The sequence below is a fragment of the Fuscovulum blasticum DSM 2131 genome (assembly GCF_003034965.1).
GTDB lineage: Bacteria > Pseudomonadota > Alphaproteobacteria > Rhodobacterales > Rhodobacteraceae > Pseudogemmobacter > Pseudogemmobacter blasticus.
Genome location: NZ_PZKE01000007.1, coordinates 36182 through 50927, shown reverse-complemented (window position 1 = coordinate 50927; position 14746 = coordinate 36182). Strand labels below are relative to the sequence as shown.

At 65.0% G+C, this 14746-nt stretch carries 13 protein-coding genes and 1 pseudogene; 13 read left to right on the top strand and 1 reads right to left on the bottom strand.

Going from position 1 to position 14746, the window contains the following annotated elements; translation table 11 throughout:
- The first annotated feature begins 66 nt into the window (after nt 1-66).
- The 4 genes from C5F44_RS08880 (at nt 67) to C5F44_RS17985 (ending at nt 3352) form a co-directional block, all read left to right on the top strand.
- Nucleotides 67-1008, top strand: a complete 942-nt coding sequence (locus C5F44_RS08880; protein ID WP_107673171.1) for a Bug family tripartite tricarboxylate transporter substrate binding protein — start codon at nt 67-69, stop codon at nt 1006-1008.
- Nucleotides 1005-1505 carry a tripartite tricarboxylate transporter TctB family protein gene (locus C5F44_RS08875; RefSeq protein ID WP_107673170.1) on the top strand — a complete coding sequence of 167 codons (501 nt, stop codon included), beginning with the start codon at nt 1005-1007 and terminating at the stop codon, nt 1503-1505. Before C5F44_RS08880 ends, C5F44_RS08875 begins: the two co-directional genes overlap by 4 nt.
- Nucleotides 1502-3025 (top strand): tripartite tricarboxylate transporter permease, encoded by a 1524-nt coding sequence (locus tag C5F44_RS08870; protein ID WP_107673169.1) that lies wholly within the window; start codon nt 1502-1504, stop codon nt 3023-3025. Before C5F44_RS08875 ends, C5F44_RS08870 begins: the two co-directional genes overlap by 4 nt.
- 171 nt (nt 3026-3196) lie before the next feature.
- Entirely contained in the window at nt 3197-3352 is a 156-nt protein-coding gene (locus C5F44_RS17985) for a hypothetical protein (protein WP_164681919.1), read from the top strand.
- Here the strand turns inward: C5F44_RS17985 and C5F44_RS08865 are convergent.
- Nucleotides 3349-4110, bottom strand: a complete 762-nt coding sequence (locus tag C5F44_RS08865; protein ID WP_107673168.1) for a DeoR/GlpR family DNA-binding transcription regulator — start codon at nt 4108-4110, stop codon at nt 3349-3351. The genes C5F44_RS17985 and C5F44_RS08865 overlap by 4 nt on opposite strands.
- A 271-nt stretch (nt 4111-4381) precedes the next feature.
- Between C5F44_RS08865 and glpD the strand changes: the two genes are divergently transcribed.
- The 9 genes and pseudogenes from glpD to C5F44_RS08820 all read left to right on the top strand — a co-directional run bounded on the left by glpD (nt 4382) and on the right by C5F44_RS08820 (nt 14740).
- The gene (gene glpD / locus C5F44_RS08860) at nt 4382-5977 is read left to right on the top strand and encodes a glycerol-3-phosphate dehydrogenase (RefSeq protein WP_107673167.1); all 1596 of its coding nucleotides are present in this window, start codon (nt 4382-4384) and stop codon (nt 5975-5977) included.
- A gap of 10 nt (nt 5978-5987) precedes the next feature.
- Nucleotides 5988-7076, top strand: coding sequence for an ABC transporter ATP-binding protein (locus C5F44_RS08855; protein ID WP_107673166.1), 1089 nt, complete (start codon nt 5988-5990; stop codon nt 7074-7076).
- A 2-nt stretch (nt 7077-7078) separates the two neighbouring features.
- Nucleotides 7079-8155: an ABC transporter ATP-binding protein gene (locus tag C5F44_RS08850; RefSeq protein ID WP_107673165.1), complete on the top strand. Its 1077-nt coding sequence runs from the start codon at nt 7079-7081 to the stop codon at nt 8153-8155.
- On the top strand, nt 8155-9027 hold the full coding sequence (locus tag C5F44_RS08845) for a carbohydrate ABC transporter permease (protein WP_107673164.1): 873 nt from the start codon (nt 8155-8157) through the stop codon (nt 9025-9027). The genes C5F44_RS08850 and C5F44_RS08845 overlap by 1 nt, the downstream gene beginning before the upstream one ends.
- The gene (locus C5F44_RS08840) at nt 9027-9830 is read left to right on the top strand and encodes a carbohydrate ABC transporter permease (RefSeq protein ID WP_107673163.1); all 804 of its coding nucleotides are present in this window, start codon (nt 9027-9029) and stop codon (nt 9828-9830) included. Before C5F44_RS08845 ends, C5F44_RS08840 begins: the two co-directional genes overlap by 1 nt.
- A complete protein-coding gene (locus tag C5F44_RS08835; protein WP_235822582.1) occupies nt 9830-10234 on the top strand; it encodes a DUF2160 domain-containing protein in 405 nt (134 codons plus the stop codon). Before C5F44_RS08840 ends, C5F44_RS08835 begins: the two co-directional genes overlap by 1 nt.
- Before the next feature lie 84 nt (nt 10235-10318).
- Nucleotides 10319-12040, top strand: a complete 1722-nt coding sequence (locus tag C5F44_RS08830) for an ABC transporter substrate-binding protein (protein ID WP_107673162.1) — start codon at nt 10319-10321, stop codon at nt 12038-12040.
- A gap of 78 nt (nt 12041-12118) precedes the next feature.
- A pseudogene (gene glpK, locus C5F44_RS08825) lies at nt 12119-13604 on the top strand (glycerol kinase GlpK).
- Nucleotides 13601-14740 carry an iron-containing alcohol dehydrogenase gene (locus C5F44_RS08820; RefSeq protein WP_107673161.1) on the top strand — a complete coding sequence of 380 codons (1140 nt, stop codon included), beginning with the start codon at nt 13601-13603 and terminating at the stop codon, nt 14738-14740. The pseudogene glpK and the gene C5F44_RS08820 overlap by 4 nt, the downstream one beginning before the upstream one ends.
- The last annotated feature ends 6 nt before the right edge of the window (nt 14741-14746 follow it).

Below are 14746 nucleotides of genomic sequence, written 5' to 3'. Positions count from 1 at the left end.
CCCCTTCACACAAAGGCAAGACACAGGACACGGCCCCGACACGGCGCCGGTCCAGGGGAGGATGCAATGCGGAATTTCGCACTCGGGGCGCTGATGCTGGGCGCCATGGCGTTGCCGGCGGCGGCTGATTACACCATCATGGCGCCGGCCAATCCGGGCGGCGGCTGGGACCAGACCGCCCGCACCATGCAAGAGGTGATGCAGGCCGAAGGCATCTCGCCCACCGTGCAGGTGGTGAACGTGCCCGGCGCGGGCGGCACCATCGGCCTGGCGCAATTCGCCAGCCAGAACGCCGGAAACCCGGATGCGCTGATCGTCGGCGGCTATGTCATGGTGGGCGCCATCCTGACCAACGCCTCGCCGGTGACGCTGGCCGACGTGACCCCCATCGCCCGCCTGACGGGTGAATATGAGGCCATCGTGGTTCCCGCCTCGTCGCCGATACAGACGATCGAGGATCTGGTTGCCGCGCTGAAGGCCGATCCCGGCGCCGTGTCCTGGGGCGGCGGCTCGGCCGGTGGCACCGACCACATCGCCGTGGGCCTGATCGCCAAGGCGGCCGGCGTTGACCCGACCAAGATCAACTACATCGCCTTCTCGGGCGGTGGTGAGGCCCTTGCCGCCATTCTCGGCGCCCAGGTCACGGCCGGCGTCTCGTCGCTGGGCGAATTCCAGGCCCAGGTCGAAGCGGGCACCCTGCGCCTGCTGGCTGTTTCCTCGGCCGAGCGGATTCCGGGCGTCGAGGCGCCGACGCTCAAGGAAGCCGGTCTTGATGTGGTGCTGCAGAACTGGCGCATGGTTGCGGCCGCGCCGGGCCTGAGCGACGAACAGAAGGCCAAGGTTTCGGCCGACATCGAGAAGCTGGTGAAGTCGAAGGGCTGGCAGGACCAGCTTGCCCAGAAGGGCTGGGCCGACACCTACCTGTCCGGCCCCGAGTTCGATGCCCAGCTTCAGGCCGACATCGCCGCAACCGCGGCTGTCCTCAAGGACATCGGCCTCGTGAAATGAACGGGGATGATCTCCGCTTCCAGCGCCGCCCCGACCGGGCGGCGCTGGTCATCGCCCTGATTCTGGCCGGTCTGGGCGGTGTGCTGCTGTTCGATGCGGCCCGTCTGGCCGATGTCGGCGGCGGTTATTCCGGTGTTGGCCCGGCCAGTGCGCCGCGCGTGGTGGGCATCGGTCTTGTCCTGCTTGCCATCTGGACGGCGGTCGAGGCGGTGCTGGGCAAGTTTCCCGCCCGCCCGCGGCAAGACCCGGTGCCCCTGTTCTGGATCGTCGGCGGTCTGGCGTTCCAGCTTGTCACCCTCAAGATCGCCGGTTTCTCGATTGCAACCGGCGTCATGTTCGCCTTCACCGCCCGCGCCTTCGGCAAGCGCAACCTTGCCTTCTCGATTCCGGTCGGCATCGCCGCCTCATTCCTTGTCTGGCTGGTCTTCGCGCAGCTCCTGATGCTCAGCCTGCCCGCCGGCCCGCTTGAACATCTGTTCTTTCCGGGGGTGAAATGAGTTCCTTCGATTTCCTGATGCAGGGCCTCGGCGCCGCGCTGGACCCGATGCTGCTGCTTTATGCGCTGATCGGCGTCACGCTGGGCACCATGGTCGGCGTTCTGCCGGGCATCGGCCCGGCGCTGACGGTCGCGCTTTTGCTGCCCGTGACCTACGGGCTGGACCCGGCCGGTTCGCTGATCATGTTCGCCGGCATCTATTACGGCGGCATGTATGGCGGATCGACCACCTCGATCCTGCTCAACACGCCGGGGGAAAGTGCGTCGATCGTCACCGCGCTGGAAGGCAACAAGATGGCCCGCCGCGGCCGGGGCGGCCCGGCGTTGGCCACCGCGGCCATCGGCTCTTTCGTGGCGGGGCTGATTGCCACGCTGCTGCTGGCCTTCCTTGCGCCGCATGTGGTGAAGCTGGCGCTGGTCTTCGGCCCGCGCGACTATTTCGCGCTGATGGTGCTGGCCTTCGTGACGGTTTCGGCCGCCTTCGGCGATTCCACCCTGCGGGGGCTGACCTCGCTGTTCGTCGGGCTTGCGCTGGCCTGCATCGGGATCGACCAGTTGACCGGACAGGCCCGCCTGGCCTGGGGCGTGCCCGATCTGCTGGACGGGATCGAGGTCACCACCCTGGCCGTTGCCATGTTTGCCGTGGGCGAGGCGCTGGCCATTGCCGGCAACCATGCCGGCACCGATGACGAGGTGATTGCCGTCAAGGGATCGGTCTGGATGAACCGCAGCGACTGGAAGCGGAGCTGGGTGCCCTGGCTGCGCGGCACCTTCATCGGCTTTCCCATCGGCTCGATGCCGGCGGGCGGGGCCGACATCGCCTCGTTCCTCAGCTATTCGACCGAACGCAAGCTGGCCAAATCGCCGGGCAAGGAAGAGTTCGGCCATGGCGCCATCGAAGGCGTGGCCGGCCCCGAGGCGGCGAACAATGCCGCCGCAGCGGGCACGCTGGTGCCGCTTCTGACGCTGGGCCTGCCGACCACGGCCACCGCCGCAATCATGCTGGCAGGCTTCCAGCAGTTCGGGCTGCAACCGGGGCCGCTGCTCTTTGCCACCAATCCCGGTCTGGTGTGGTCGCTGATCGCCTCGCTTCTGATCGCAAACCTGATGCTTCTGGTGTTGAATCTGCCGCTGATCGGGCTGTGGGTCAAACTGCTCAGCATCCCGCGGCCCTGGCTTTATGCCGGCATCCTGATGTTCGCCACGCTGGGCACCATCGGCGCCAACCCGTCGGCCTTCGAACTGGGCCTGCTGCTGGTCTTCGGCATCATGGGCTATGCGATGCGGCTCTTCGGCTATCCGATCGCGCCGGTCGTGGTAGGCCTGATCCTTGGCCCGATGGCCGAACAGCAGTTGCGTCGGGCGCTGTCGATCAGCCAGGGCGACTGGACGACACTGTTCCAATCCGGCGTTTCGGCCACGCTGCTGGCCCTGTCGGCGATTGCGCTGCTTCTGCCGCTGGTCCTGCGCGCCATCGGCCGGGGCAAGGCGCTGTCACAGTTCGGGGGCGACGAGGACTGACCGCCCGACATGCTGCGGAAAGACCCGGCCCGCGACTGCCGCGCGCCGGGTCTTTTCTTGTGCGGGCCATGCGTCGGTGTCATGGCGGACATTCGCGTTGCTGCGTTGCAGCATGACGGTCAGCCCCCCATGTTGCAGGCAGAACGATCTGCAACCAGAAGGCCCTTGAAAATGCTCCGCCTGTTCCGCTTCCTCGGGAACGCCGCCTCGACCCTTGCCGCCGCCGGCGAAGCCAGCGCCGCGCTGCGCCAGCACCGGATGCCCGACGAGGCCGCCCTTGCCCGCCTGGGCATCCCGGCCAGCGACATGCGCGCCGTCCGGTTCTAACCGGCGACCACCACCTGCGTGCCCCAATCGGCACATTTCTGCGCCAGATCCGGCGGCAGCGGCTGATCGGTAAACAGGACCGTGATTTCCGACAGCGACGCCAGCCGCGCCGGGGCGGAGCGGTCAAGTTTTGAATGGTCGCAGACCAGGAACACCTTCCGCGCCTGCCGGATGATGGCCTTCGACACCCGCACTTCCGCAAGGTCGAAATCCAGAAGATCGCCATCCCGGTCCAGCGCCGAGGTGCCGATGACGGCAATATCGACCTTGAACTGTTCAAAGAACTGCGTGGTCAGTTCGCCCACAAGGCCGCCGTCCGACCGCCGCAGCGCGCCCCCGGCCACCATGATCTCGCAGCCCGGGTTGACGGCCAGAGAATTGGCCACGTTCATGTTGTTGGTGACCACCGTGATGTTGCGATGGGTCAGCAGTTCCTGCGCCACCGCTTCGGTCGTGGTGCCAAGGTTCAGGATCAGCGAACAGTTTTCCGGGATCGCCGCCGCGCAGGCCCGCGCGATGGCGGCCTTGGCCCCTTCGTTCATGCGGCGGCGTTGTTCATAGCCAAGGTTCGCAACCCCCGTGCGCGCCACCGCGCCGCCGTGCACCCGGTCCAGATGCCCCAGATCCGCCAGTTCCGACAGATCGCGCCGGATGGTCTGAAGCGTCACGTCGAAACGGTGGGCAAGATCCTCGACGACCACGCGCCCCTCGGCGCGGGCGATTTCAAGGATTTCGCTCTGGCGGAAGCTGAGCGCCATGGTGCGTTCCTTTTGCTTCGTTTCTGGTGGCTTACCTTCGGCCGCGCGGACCGCTGGTTCAAGGCAGAAAATGGCCTGCCCATCCCCTTGGAAAACATGCCGCAGCGCGGCATCTGGTCCTGTGCCCCATGGCCCCTCTCCGGGGCCGGCCCAACCAGAAGGCAGCGGCGCGTCATAATTCGTTTTATTTCATTTCGCGCATAAACGAAAGAAATGGATTGACCGGCTGCCCGGATTCGCTTCAACCTCTCCCCACTGGGAGGAGATTGGCGTGACTCAGACGACGCGGCCCGATGTGGCCGATCTGTTCATTATCGGTGGCGGCATCAACGGCTGCGGCATTGCCCGCGATGCCGCGGGCCGTGGTCTTTCGGTGGTGCTCGCCGAACAGGGCGACCTTGCGCAGGCAACCTCCTCTGCATCGACCAAACTGTTCCATGGCGGCCTTCGCTATCTGGAGTATTTCGAATTCCGCCTTGTCCGCGAGGCGCTGGAAGAGCGTGAGACGCTTCTGGTGGCGATGCCGCATATCGCCTGGCCGATGCGCTTCGTGCTGCCCTATCACCCCGACATCCGGTTCGAGGGGGACACGCCCATCGGGCGAACCCTTGGCCGCCTGATGCCCTGGATGAAGGGGCGCCGTCCGGCCTGGCTGATCCGGCTGGGTCTTTTCCTTTATGACACGCTTGGTGGCCGCAAGATCCTGCCGCCCACCCGCACACTGGATCTTACGCGCGATCCGGCCGGCAAGCCGCTGCAATCGCGCTTCCGTCATGCCTATGAATACTCGGACTGCTGGGTCGAGGATTCCCGGCTGGTTTCCCTGAACGCCCGCGATGCCCCACAGCGCGGGGCAACGGTGCTGACCCGCACCCGCGTGACCCAGGCCAGCCGCGCAGGCGCACTTTGGGAAATCATCACCGAAGGCCCGGACGGGATTCGGACACATCACGCACATGCCCTGGTCAATGCGAGCGGCCCCTGGGTGGAAGATGTGATCCGCAACGTGGTGCACATCAATTCGACCGAAGGCGTGCGGCTTGTCCGCGGATCGCATATCGTGACGCGGAAGCTTTACGACCATGACCGCTGCTATTTTCTGCAAGGGTCGGACGGGCGGATCATCTTCGCCATCCCCTATGAGCAGGACTTCACCCTGATCGGCACCACCGACAAGGACCACAAGGGCGCGGCGAAGGATGCGGTCTGCACCGATGAAGAGCGGGACTATCTGCTGAAATTCGCCAGCCAGTATTTTGCGCGCCCCGTCACCCTGAAGGATGTGGTCTGGACGTATTCCGGCGTCCGCCCGCTGTATAACGACGGTGCGAAATCCGCGACGGCCGCCACCCGCGACTATGTGCTTTCGCTGGATGGCAACGGCGCGCCGCTGCTGAATGTCTTTGGCGGCAAGATCACCACCTACCGCCGCCTTGCCGAAAGCGCGCTGGAAAAGCTGCACCCGTTCTTTCCGCAGGCCAAGGGCGCCTGGACGGCCCGGGTTCCGCTGCCCGGTGGCGATTTTCCGCATGATGGCGTGGCCGCCCTGACCCGACGCCTGAAGGACCGCTTCCCCTTCCTGACCGATTACTGGGCCGGTCGCCTGATCCGCGCCTACGGGTCCGAAGCGGAAACGCTTCTGGGCAAGGCCACCAGTGCCGCGGACCTTGGCCGCGATTTCGGCGCCACCCTGACCGAGGCCGAGGTGCGCTGGCTGATGGCGCGCGAATTCGCGCGGGCCGCCGCAGATGTGGTCTGGCGGCGCACGAAGCTGGGCCTTCGCATGTCAAAAGAACAGGTTGCCACGCTGGATGCCTTCATGGCCGAGGCGGCGAACCACGGGGCGATCAGCCCCGCGGCGGAGTGAAGGGGGAAGGATGGCACTGGAACTGCAAGCCGTCAGCCGGATCGTGAAGGGGCAGATGCAGATCAGCCCCACGACACTGACGCTGGAAAAGGGCACGATGAACGTGCTTCTCGGCCCCACGCTGTCAGGCAAGACATCCCTGATGCGGCTGATGGCCGGGCTGGATGTGCCAAGCGCGGGCCGCCTGAAATGGGACGGTGCCGACGTGACCGGCGTCCGCGTTCAGGACCGCAAGGTTGCCATGGTTTACCAGCAGTTCATCAACTACCCGGCCATGTCGGTCTATGACAACATCGCCTCTCCGCTGCGTCTGCTGGGCAAGGACAAGGCGGAAATCGACCGGGCGGTCCGGGCCACCGCCGAGATGCTGAAGATCACCGCGATGCTGGACCGCAAGCCACTTGAGCTTTCGGGCGGCCAGCAGCAGCGCTGCGCGCTGGCGCGCGCGCTGGTCAAGGAAGCCGGGCTGGTGCTGCTGGACGAGCCGCTTGCCAACCTTGACTACAAGCTGCGCGAGGAGCTGCGCGCCGAAATCCCACGCATCTTCGAGGAATCCGGCGCCATCTTCGTCTACGCCACCACGGAACCCGAAGAGGCGCTTCTCTTGGGCGGCAATACGGCAACGCTTTGGGAGGGCCGCGTTACCCAGTTCGGCCCCACACCAACCGTCTATCGCCAGCCCGCCGACGCCACGACCGCGCGCGTCTTCAGCGATCCGCCGATGAACTTTGTGTCCTGCTTCAAGGAAGGCCATCGCATGAATTTCGGCGGCCTTGCCAACAGCCCCGCCGACGGCGCCTTCGCGGCCTTGCCAGACGGGCGCTATACCGCCGGCTTCCGCGCCAATCACCTGCATCTCAACACACATTCCGGCCAGACCGTCGAATTCCGCTGCCTGCTGGGCGTGACCGAGATCACCGGATCGGAAACCTTCCTTCACCTGACCCACGGAAATGATCGCTGGGTGGGTCTGGTGCATGGCGTGCATGACCTGCAACCGGGAACCGAGGTCAGCGTCTGGCTTGACCCGGCGCATGTCTATATCTTCGATGCCGAGGGGCGGCTTGCCGCGCCGGCGGCCTATGCGGCGGCGGCCTGACCATGGCACAGATCACCCTCAGCAAACTGGCCCACAGCTACTTTCCGAAACCGCGCGGCGAACAGGATTTCGCCCTGAAGGAAATGGATCACGTCTGGCAGGACGGCGGCGCCTATGCCCTGCTTGGATCGTCGGGCTGCGGCAAGACCACGCTTCTCAACATCATCTCGGGCCTGCTGAAGCCCAGCCAAGGCCGCGTCCTGTTTGGTGACCGCGATGTGACCGATGCCGAAACGTCGGAACGCAACATCGCGCAGGTGTTCCAGTTTCCGGTCGTCTACGACACGATGACCGTGCGCGACAACCTGGCTTTCCCCTTGCGGAACCGGGGAATGGATGCGGCCTATATCAAGGCGCGCGTGAACCAGATCGCCGCCATGATCGGCATGGACGCCATGCTTGACCGCAAGGCGCGTGGCCTGACCGCCGATGCCAAGCAGAAGATCAGCCTTGGCCGCGGCATGGTGCGCGAGGATGTGAATGCCATCCTGTTCGACGAACCGCTGACGGTGATCGACCCGCATATGAAGTGGGAGCTGCGCACCCAGTTGAAGCAGCTTCACCGCGAGTTCGGCCATACGATGATTTACGTCACCCATGACCAGACCGAGGCGCTGACCTTCGCCGACAAGGTTGTCGTCATGTATGATGGCCGTGTGGTGCAGATGGGCACACCCGAAGATCTGTTCGAACGGCCCGCCCATACCTTCGTGGGTTACTTCATCGGATCGCCTGGGATGAACCTGCTGCCGGCCGACATCCGCGGCGACACCGCCTATGTGCAGGGCGCACCTGTCCCGCTGGGCGCCAGCTATGCGCCGATTGCGGGCAAGTCGCAGATCGGCATCCGGCCCGAATACGCCGTTCTGACCCGGGGCGACGGGCTGCCCATCACCATCCGCCGGGTCGAGGACGTGGGCCGCCACCGCATCATCAGAGGCGAGGTGGCCGGCACTTCGGTCAACGTGATCGCGCCGGAAGGCATGGCCGTCGATACCACGCTGACCCATGTCCGGTTCACGCCGGACCGCATCAATGTCTATGCCGACGACTGGCGCGTCGAAGGGGGGGCCGCCTGATGGACAAGACCCAGAACAACAAGGCGTGGTTCCTTGTCCTGCCGGTGCTGGTGATCGTGGCCTTCTCGGCCATCATCCCGTTGATGACCGTCGTGAACTATTCGGTCAACGACACCTTCGGGAATAATGAATTCTTCCTGGTGGGGCTTGAGTGGTTCGAGGAAATGGTTACCTCCTCGCGGCTGCACGAAGCCCTGGGCCGGCAGATCCTGTTCTCGGCCATCATCCTTGCGATCGAGGTGCCCCTGGGCATTTACATTGCGTTGAACATGCCGAAAAAGGGGTTTTGGGCCTCGGTCTGTCTTGTCCTCATGTCGCTGCCGCTGCTGATTCCGTTCAACGTGGTGGGGACGATCTGGCAGATCTTCGGGCGCGTCGACATCGGCCTTCTTGGCCACTACCTGTCCAAGATCGGCATCGACTACAACTATACCAACGACCCGCTGGATGCCTGGATCACCGTCATCGTGATGGATGTCTGGCACTGGACCAGCCTTGTCGCACTGCTGTGCTATGCCGGCCTGCAATCCATTCCGAACGCCTATTATCAGGCCGCGCGCGTGGATCAGGCCAGCCGGTGGAGCGTGTTCCGCTATATCGAGCTGCCCAAGATGGCGGGGGTGCTGCTGATCGCCATCCTGCTGCGCTTCATGGACAGCTTCATGATCTATACCGAACCCTTCGTCGTGACCGGCGGCGGCCCCGGCAATTCGACCACCTTCCTGTCGATCGACCTTGTGAAGATGGCCATCGGGCAGTTCGACCTTGGTCCCGCCGCCGCCTTCTCGCTGATGTATTTCCTGGTGATCCTGCTGGTGAGCTGGGTGTTCTACACCGTGATGACCAATCTTGACAAAGAGGAGGGCAAGTAATGCGGCTGCGTGGCTCTGCCCTGGTGATGACGCTGTATCTGCTGTTCCTGCTGGTGCCGATCTACTGGCTTGTGAACATGAGCTTCAAGACCAACACCGAGATCACCTCGACCTTCACGCTGTTCCCGAACAGCTTCACGCTGCGCAACTATGTGGTGATCCTGACCGACCCAAGCTGGTACATGGGCTATGTGAACTCGATCATCTACGTCACGATGAACGTGGTCATCTCGCTGACGGTTGCCCTGCCGGCGGCCTATGCCTTCAGCCGCTATACGTTCATGGGCGACAAGCACCTGTTCTTCTGGCTGCTGACCAACCGCATGGCGCCGCCCGCAGTCTTTGCCCTGCCGTTCTTCCAGCTTTATTCCAGCGTCGGCCTGTTCGACACCCATATCGCGGTGGCGCTGGCGCATTGCCTGTTCAACGTGCCGCTGGCGGTGTGGATTCTGGAAGGCTTCATGCGCGGCGTGCCCAAGGAGATTGACGAGACCGCCTATATCGACGGCTATTCCTTCCCGCGCTTCTTCATCAAGATCTTCATGCCGCTCATCGCCAGCGGCATCGGTGTCGCCGCCTTCTTCTGCTTCATGTTCTCATGGGTGGAACTGCTGTTGTCGCGCACGCTGACCAGCGTCAACGCCAAGCCCATTGCCGCCACCATGACCCGGACGGTTTCGGCCAGCGGCATGGACTGGGGCGTTCTGGCCGCCGCCGGGGTGCTGACCATCGTGCCGGGTGCCTTGGTGATCTGGTTTGTCCGCAACTACATTGCCAAGGGCTTTGCCCTGGGGAGGGTGTGATGATGACCGCATCCCGCTGGGCCACGATCTACGCCGCCCTTGCCGCCGTGATGGGCGCGGTTCTGGCCGCCCTGTGCTGGGCCGTGCCGGTCAAGGACGGCGCGAAAGACTGGGTTGCCCCACTGATCCCCGGCGGCTGGATGGCCTGGACCTTTCCGATTGCCCTGTTTTTCTGGGTGATTGCCTGCCTGCTGATCGTGATGACATTGCTTGCCATCCGCTGGCCCGAAACGCCCCGTGTCGGGATTCTGCGGATCGAAACCACCCGGGGCGACCGGCTGTTCATCACGCTGCTCGGGTCGGCCTTGATCCATCTGATCTGGCTTTACTTCATCGGCAGCCTGGGCTGGCCGCCGATGCTGATCTGCCTTGGCTATGCCATAGTGGTGTTCTGGCTGGTGTAGCAAGGAACAACGCTGGCGGGCGGCGGGATGAGGAGCCTGCCGCCGGTCCGACACGAACCAAATCTGTTCAATGGGAGGAACACGATGAGACTTCGCGCAACCGCAACCGCCATGGCGCTCGCGCTCATGGCCACGGGCCTGCCGGCCTGGGCAGACATGGAGGCCGCCAAGGCCTTTCTCGATGCCGAAATCGGCGACCTCTCGACGCTGAGCCGCGCCGATCAGGAAGCCGAGATGCAGTGGTTCATCGACGCGGCCAAGCCCTATGCGGGCATGGAAATCAAGGTCGTCTCGGAAACCATCACCACGCATGAATACGAATCCAAGGTGCTGGCACCGGCCTTCACCGCCATCACCGGCATCAAGATCACCCACGATCTGATCGGCGAAGGCGACGTGGTGGAAAAGTTGCAGACGCAGATGCAGTCGGGCGAGAACATCTATGACGCCTATATCAACGACAGCGACCTGATCGGCACCCACTGGCGCTATCAGCAGGCGCGCAACCTGACCGACTGGATGGCCGGCGAAGGCGCGGCCGTGACCAACCCCAACCTTGACCTTGCCGATTTCATCGGGGCCAAGTTCACCACCGCCCCCGATGGCAAGCTGTATCAACTGCCCGACCAGCAGTTCGCCAACCTGTACTGGTTCCGCTACGACTGGTTCAGCGACCAGAAGACCAAGGACGACTTCAAGGCCAAGTATGGTTATGACCTGGGGGTTCCGGTCAACTGGTCGGCCTATGAGGACATCGCCGAGTTCTTCACCGGCCGTGACATGTCTTACATGGGCGGGCCGGCGACCGGCGTCTATGGCAACATGGACTATGGCAAGAAAGACCCCTCGCTGGGCTGGCGCTACACCGATGCCTGGATGTCGATGGCCGGCATGGGCGACAAGGGCGATCCGAACGGTCTGCCGGTCGATGAATGGGGCATCCGCGTCGATGAAAACAGCCGTCCCGTCGGGTCTTGCGTGGCGCGTGGCGGGGCAACCAACGATGCGGCCGCGGTCTATGCCGTGACCAAGGCGATTGACTGGCTGAAGAAGTACACACCGCCCGAAGCGCAGGGTATGACCTTTGGCGAGGCCGGCCCCGTGCCCGCGCAGGGCAACATCGCCCAGCAGATGTTCTGGTACACCGCCTTCACCGCCGACATGGTCAAGCCCGGCCTGCCGGTGATGAACGAGGACGGCACGCCCAAGTGGCGCATGGCCCCCTCGCCGCATGGCGCCTATTGGAGCGAAGGCACCAAGATCGGCTATCAGGACGTGGGTTCCTGGACGCTGATGAAGTCGACCCCGGTCGACCGCGCGCAAGCCGCCTGGCTTTACGCGCAGTTCGTGACCTCGAAGACGGTGGACGTGAAGAAAAGCCACGTCGGCCTGACCTTCATCCGCGAGTCGACGATCCAGGACAAGAGCTTCACCGAACGCGCCCCGAAACTGGGCGGTCTGGTGGAATTCTATCGCTCGCCCGCGCGGGTGGCCTGGTCGCCCACGGGCACCAACATCCCGGACTATCCGAAGCTGGCCCAGCTTTGGTGGCAGAACATCGGCGACGCCATGTCGGGGGCCAAGACCCCGCAAGAGGCGCTTGATGCCCTGTGCGCCGAGCAGGAAAAGGTGCTGGAACGTCTGGAACGTGCCGGAGTTCAGGGCGACATCGGCCCGAAGATGAACGAAGAGCAGGATGCGCAGATCTGGCTGGATGCCCCCGGCGCGCCGGTGGCCAAGCTTGAGAACGAAGATCCCAAGCCGGAAACCATCAGCTATGACGAGCTGATCAAGTCCTGGCAGTAAACCGAACCGGACGGGCGGCCCAATCGGGCCGCCCGCCCCTTGCCCCGCACCGGGCACCCGCTGCAAAGGCCTGCCGCAATGTCCTACATTCTTGCCATCGACCAGGGCACCACCTCATCGCGCGCCATCCTGTTCGATGCCGTGCTGCGCCCCGTTGCCACGGCACAGGAAGAATTCCGCCAATCCTACCCGCAGCCCGGCTGGGTCGAGCATGACCCCGCCGATCTGTGGTCAACCGTTGCCGCTACCGCCCGCGCGGTCATTGAAAAGGCGGGCATCAAGGCGACCCGGATCGCCGCCATCGGCATCACCAACCAGCGCGAGACCACGATGCTGTGGGACCGCGCCACCGGCCAGCCGCTGGCCCCAGCCATTGTCTGGCAGGACCGCCGCACCGCCCCGCTGTGCAGCGCGCTCAAGGACGCCGGGCACGAGCCGATGATCACCGCCCGCACCGGCCTGCTGCTTGACCCCTATTTCTCGGGCACCAAGCTGAAGTGGCTGCTGGACAGCATCCCCGATGCCCGCGCGCGGGCAAGCCGCGGCGAACTGGCCTTTGGCACGGTGGATAGCTGGCTGATCTGGAACCTGACCGGCGGCAAGACCCATGCGACCGACGCCACCAATGCCGCCCGCACCCTGCTGTTCAACATCGCCACCAACACCTGGGATGCCGAAATCTGCGGCCTGCTGGATATTCCCATGGCCCTTCTGCCCGAGGTGCGTGATTGCGCGGCCAGCTACGGCACCACACGGCCTGATCTGTTCGGGCGTGAAATCCCCATTCTCGGTGTCGCCGGCGACCAGCAGGCCGCCACCATCGGCCAGGCCTGCTTTGCCCCCGGCATGATGAAATCAACCTACGGCACCGGCTGCTTTGCGCTGCTGAACACCGGCGGCGATCTGGTCCCGTCGAAAAAACCGCCTGCTGACGACCATCGCCTACCGGCTGGAGGGGCAGACGACCTATGCGCTGGAAGGGTCAATCTTCATCGCGGGGGCCGTGGTGCAATGGCTGCGCGACGGGCTGAAGATCATCCGTGAGGCGAAGGAAACCCAGCCGCTTGCCGAAGCCGCCGACCCGGCGCTGAACGTGGTGCTTGTGCCGGCTTTCACCGGGCTTGGGGCGCCCTATTGGCGGCCCGATTGCCGGGGGGCGATCTATGGCCTGACCCGCAACTCGGGCCCCGCCGAACTGGCCCGGGCCGCACTGGAAAGCGTGGGCTACCAGACCCGCGACCTGCTGGAAGCGATGCGCTCCGATTGGGGGGCAGCCCCCGACGGCATCCTGCGCGTCGATGGCGGGATGAGCGCGTCGGACTGGGCCATGCAGTTCCTGTCAGACATTCTTGGCGCGCCGGTTGATCGGCCCGTGGTGACGGAAACCACCGCCCTTGGGGCTGCTTACCTTGCCGGCCTGCAAGCCGGGCTTTGTGCCAGGCCCGAAGAATTCCAGAAATCCTGGGCACTGGACCGCCGCTTCACCCCGGAAATGGCACCGGAAACCCGCGATGCGAAATATGCCCGTTGGGGCCGGGCCGTCGCGGCCACCATGACGGTATGACACCCTTTTCGATCATCGCCCCGGGCCGCATCCTGTTCGGCCGGGGCGAGGCCGCCAAGGCACCCGCCGCCATTCGCGCCTTTGGCGGGCGCGGGCTGATCGTGCATGGCGCGAACCCCGCCCGCGCGGCCTGGCTGATGGACGGGCTTCGGGCCGAGGGGGCCGAGATCCTTGCCCTGCCCTGCGGACAGGAACCCACACTTGCCCTGCTTGAGGACGCCCTGCAAGCAAGCCGCCCGTTCCGGCCGCTGTGGGTGGCCGCCATCGGCGGCGGGGCGGCGCTGGATCTGGGCAAGGCTCTGGCCGCCCTTGTTCCCGCGCCGGGCGGCCCGGTGCCGCATCTTGAAATCGTCGGGCAGGCGCTGCCGCTTGCCGCGCCGCCGCTGCCGTTCATCGCCCTGCCCACCACCGCCGGAACGGGGGCCGAGGTAACGCGCAACGCGGTTATCGGCCTGCCTGACCATGGCCGGAAGGTTTCGCTGCGCGATGACCGGATGCTGGCCCGGCTGGCAATCATTGACCCGGGCCTGACGGACCACACCCCGCGCAGCATCACGCTGGCCTCGGGGCTGGATGCGATCACGCAGGTCATTGAACCCTATGTGTCCTGCAAGGCCAATGCCTTTACCGATGCCATCACGGCCCCTGCCATTGGTCAGGGGGTGGCCGCCTTGGTCCGGCTGATGGAAACCGAAGATCCGCAGGCGCGGGACGCGCTGGCCTGGGTCAGCCTGACCGGGGGGCTTGCCTTGACCAACGCCGGTCTTGGCGCGGTTCACGGGCTGGCGGGCGTGATCGGAGGGTTCACCCCTGCCCCGCATGGCGCCATCTGCGGGGCGCTGCTGCCGGCGATCATGCGGCTCAACCGCCGCCATGCGACCGGCGACACCGCCCGCCGGCTTGATCTGGTTTTTGGCTGGATTGCCGACGCCCTTGTCGGGGCGGCGGATGCCGCGCCCGAAACCCTTGGCGCATGGGTGCGGGCCGCCGGCCTGCCGGGGCTTGCCGCACAGGGCCTTGCCCCCGCCCGGCACTTGGAAGTGGCCGAAGCGGCCCGCGCCAGTTCCTCAATGCGGGGCAATCCGGTCGTTCTGCCGGTCACAGACCTGGTTGCCGCCCTGCAAGCCGCATCCTGAGGTTCA

What these genes read in the sequence shown, in the direction of transcription:
- C5F44_RS08880 (WP_107673171.1), top strand. Translation starts at nt 67, where the DNA reads ATGCGGAATTTCGCACTCGGGGCGCTGATGCTGGGCGCCATGGCGTTG.
- C5F44_RS08875 (WP_107673170.1), top strand. Translation starts at nt 1,005, where the DNA reads ATGAACGGGGATGATCTCCGCTTCCAGCGCCGCCCCGACCGGGCGGCG.
- C5F44_RS08870 (WP_107673169.1), top strand. Translation starts at nt 1,502, where the DNA reads ATGAGTTCCTTCGATTTCCTGATGCAGGGCCTCGGCGCCGCGCTGGAC.
- C5F44_RS17985 (WP_164681919.1), top strand. Translation starts at nt 3,197, where the DNA reads ATGCTCCGCCTGTTCCGCTTCCTCGGGAACGCCGCCTCGACCCTTGCC.
- C5F44_RS08865 (WP_107673168.1), bottom strand. Translation starts at nt 4,110, where the DNA reads ATGGCGCTCAGCTTCCGCCAGAGCGAAATCCTTGAAATCGCCCGCGCC.
- C5F44_RS08855 (WP_107673166.1), top strand. Translation starts at nt 5,988, where the DNA reads ATGGCACTGGAACTGCAAGCCGTCAGCCGGATCGTGAAGGGGCAGATG.
- C5F44_RS08850 (WP_107673165.1), top strand. Translation starts at nt 7,079, where the DNA reads ATGGCACAGATCACCCTCAGCAAACTGGCCCACAGCTACTTTCCGAAA.
- C5F44_RS08845 (WP_107673164.1), top strand. Translation starts at nt 8,155, where the DNA reads ATGGACAAGACCCAGAACAACAAGGCGTGGTTCCTTGTCCTGCCGGTG.
- C5F44_RS08840 (WP_107673163.1), top strand. Translation starts at nt 9,027, where the DNA reads ATGCGGCTGCGTGGCTCTGCCCTGGTGATGACGCTGTATCTGCTGTTC.
- C5F44_RS08835 (WP_235822582.1), top strand. Translation starts at nt 9,830, where the DNA reads ATGATGACCGCATCCCGCTGGGCCACGATCTACGCCGCCCTTGCCGCC.
- C5F44_RS08830 (WP_107673162.1), top strand. Translation starts at nt 10,319, where the DNA reads ATGAGACTTCGCGCAACCGCAACCGCCATGGCGCTCGCGCTCATGGCC.
- C5F44_RS08820 (WP_107673161.1), top strand. Translation starts at nt 13,601, where the DNA reads ATGACACCCTTTTCGATCATCGCCCCGGGCCGCATCCTGTTCGGCCGG.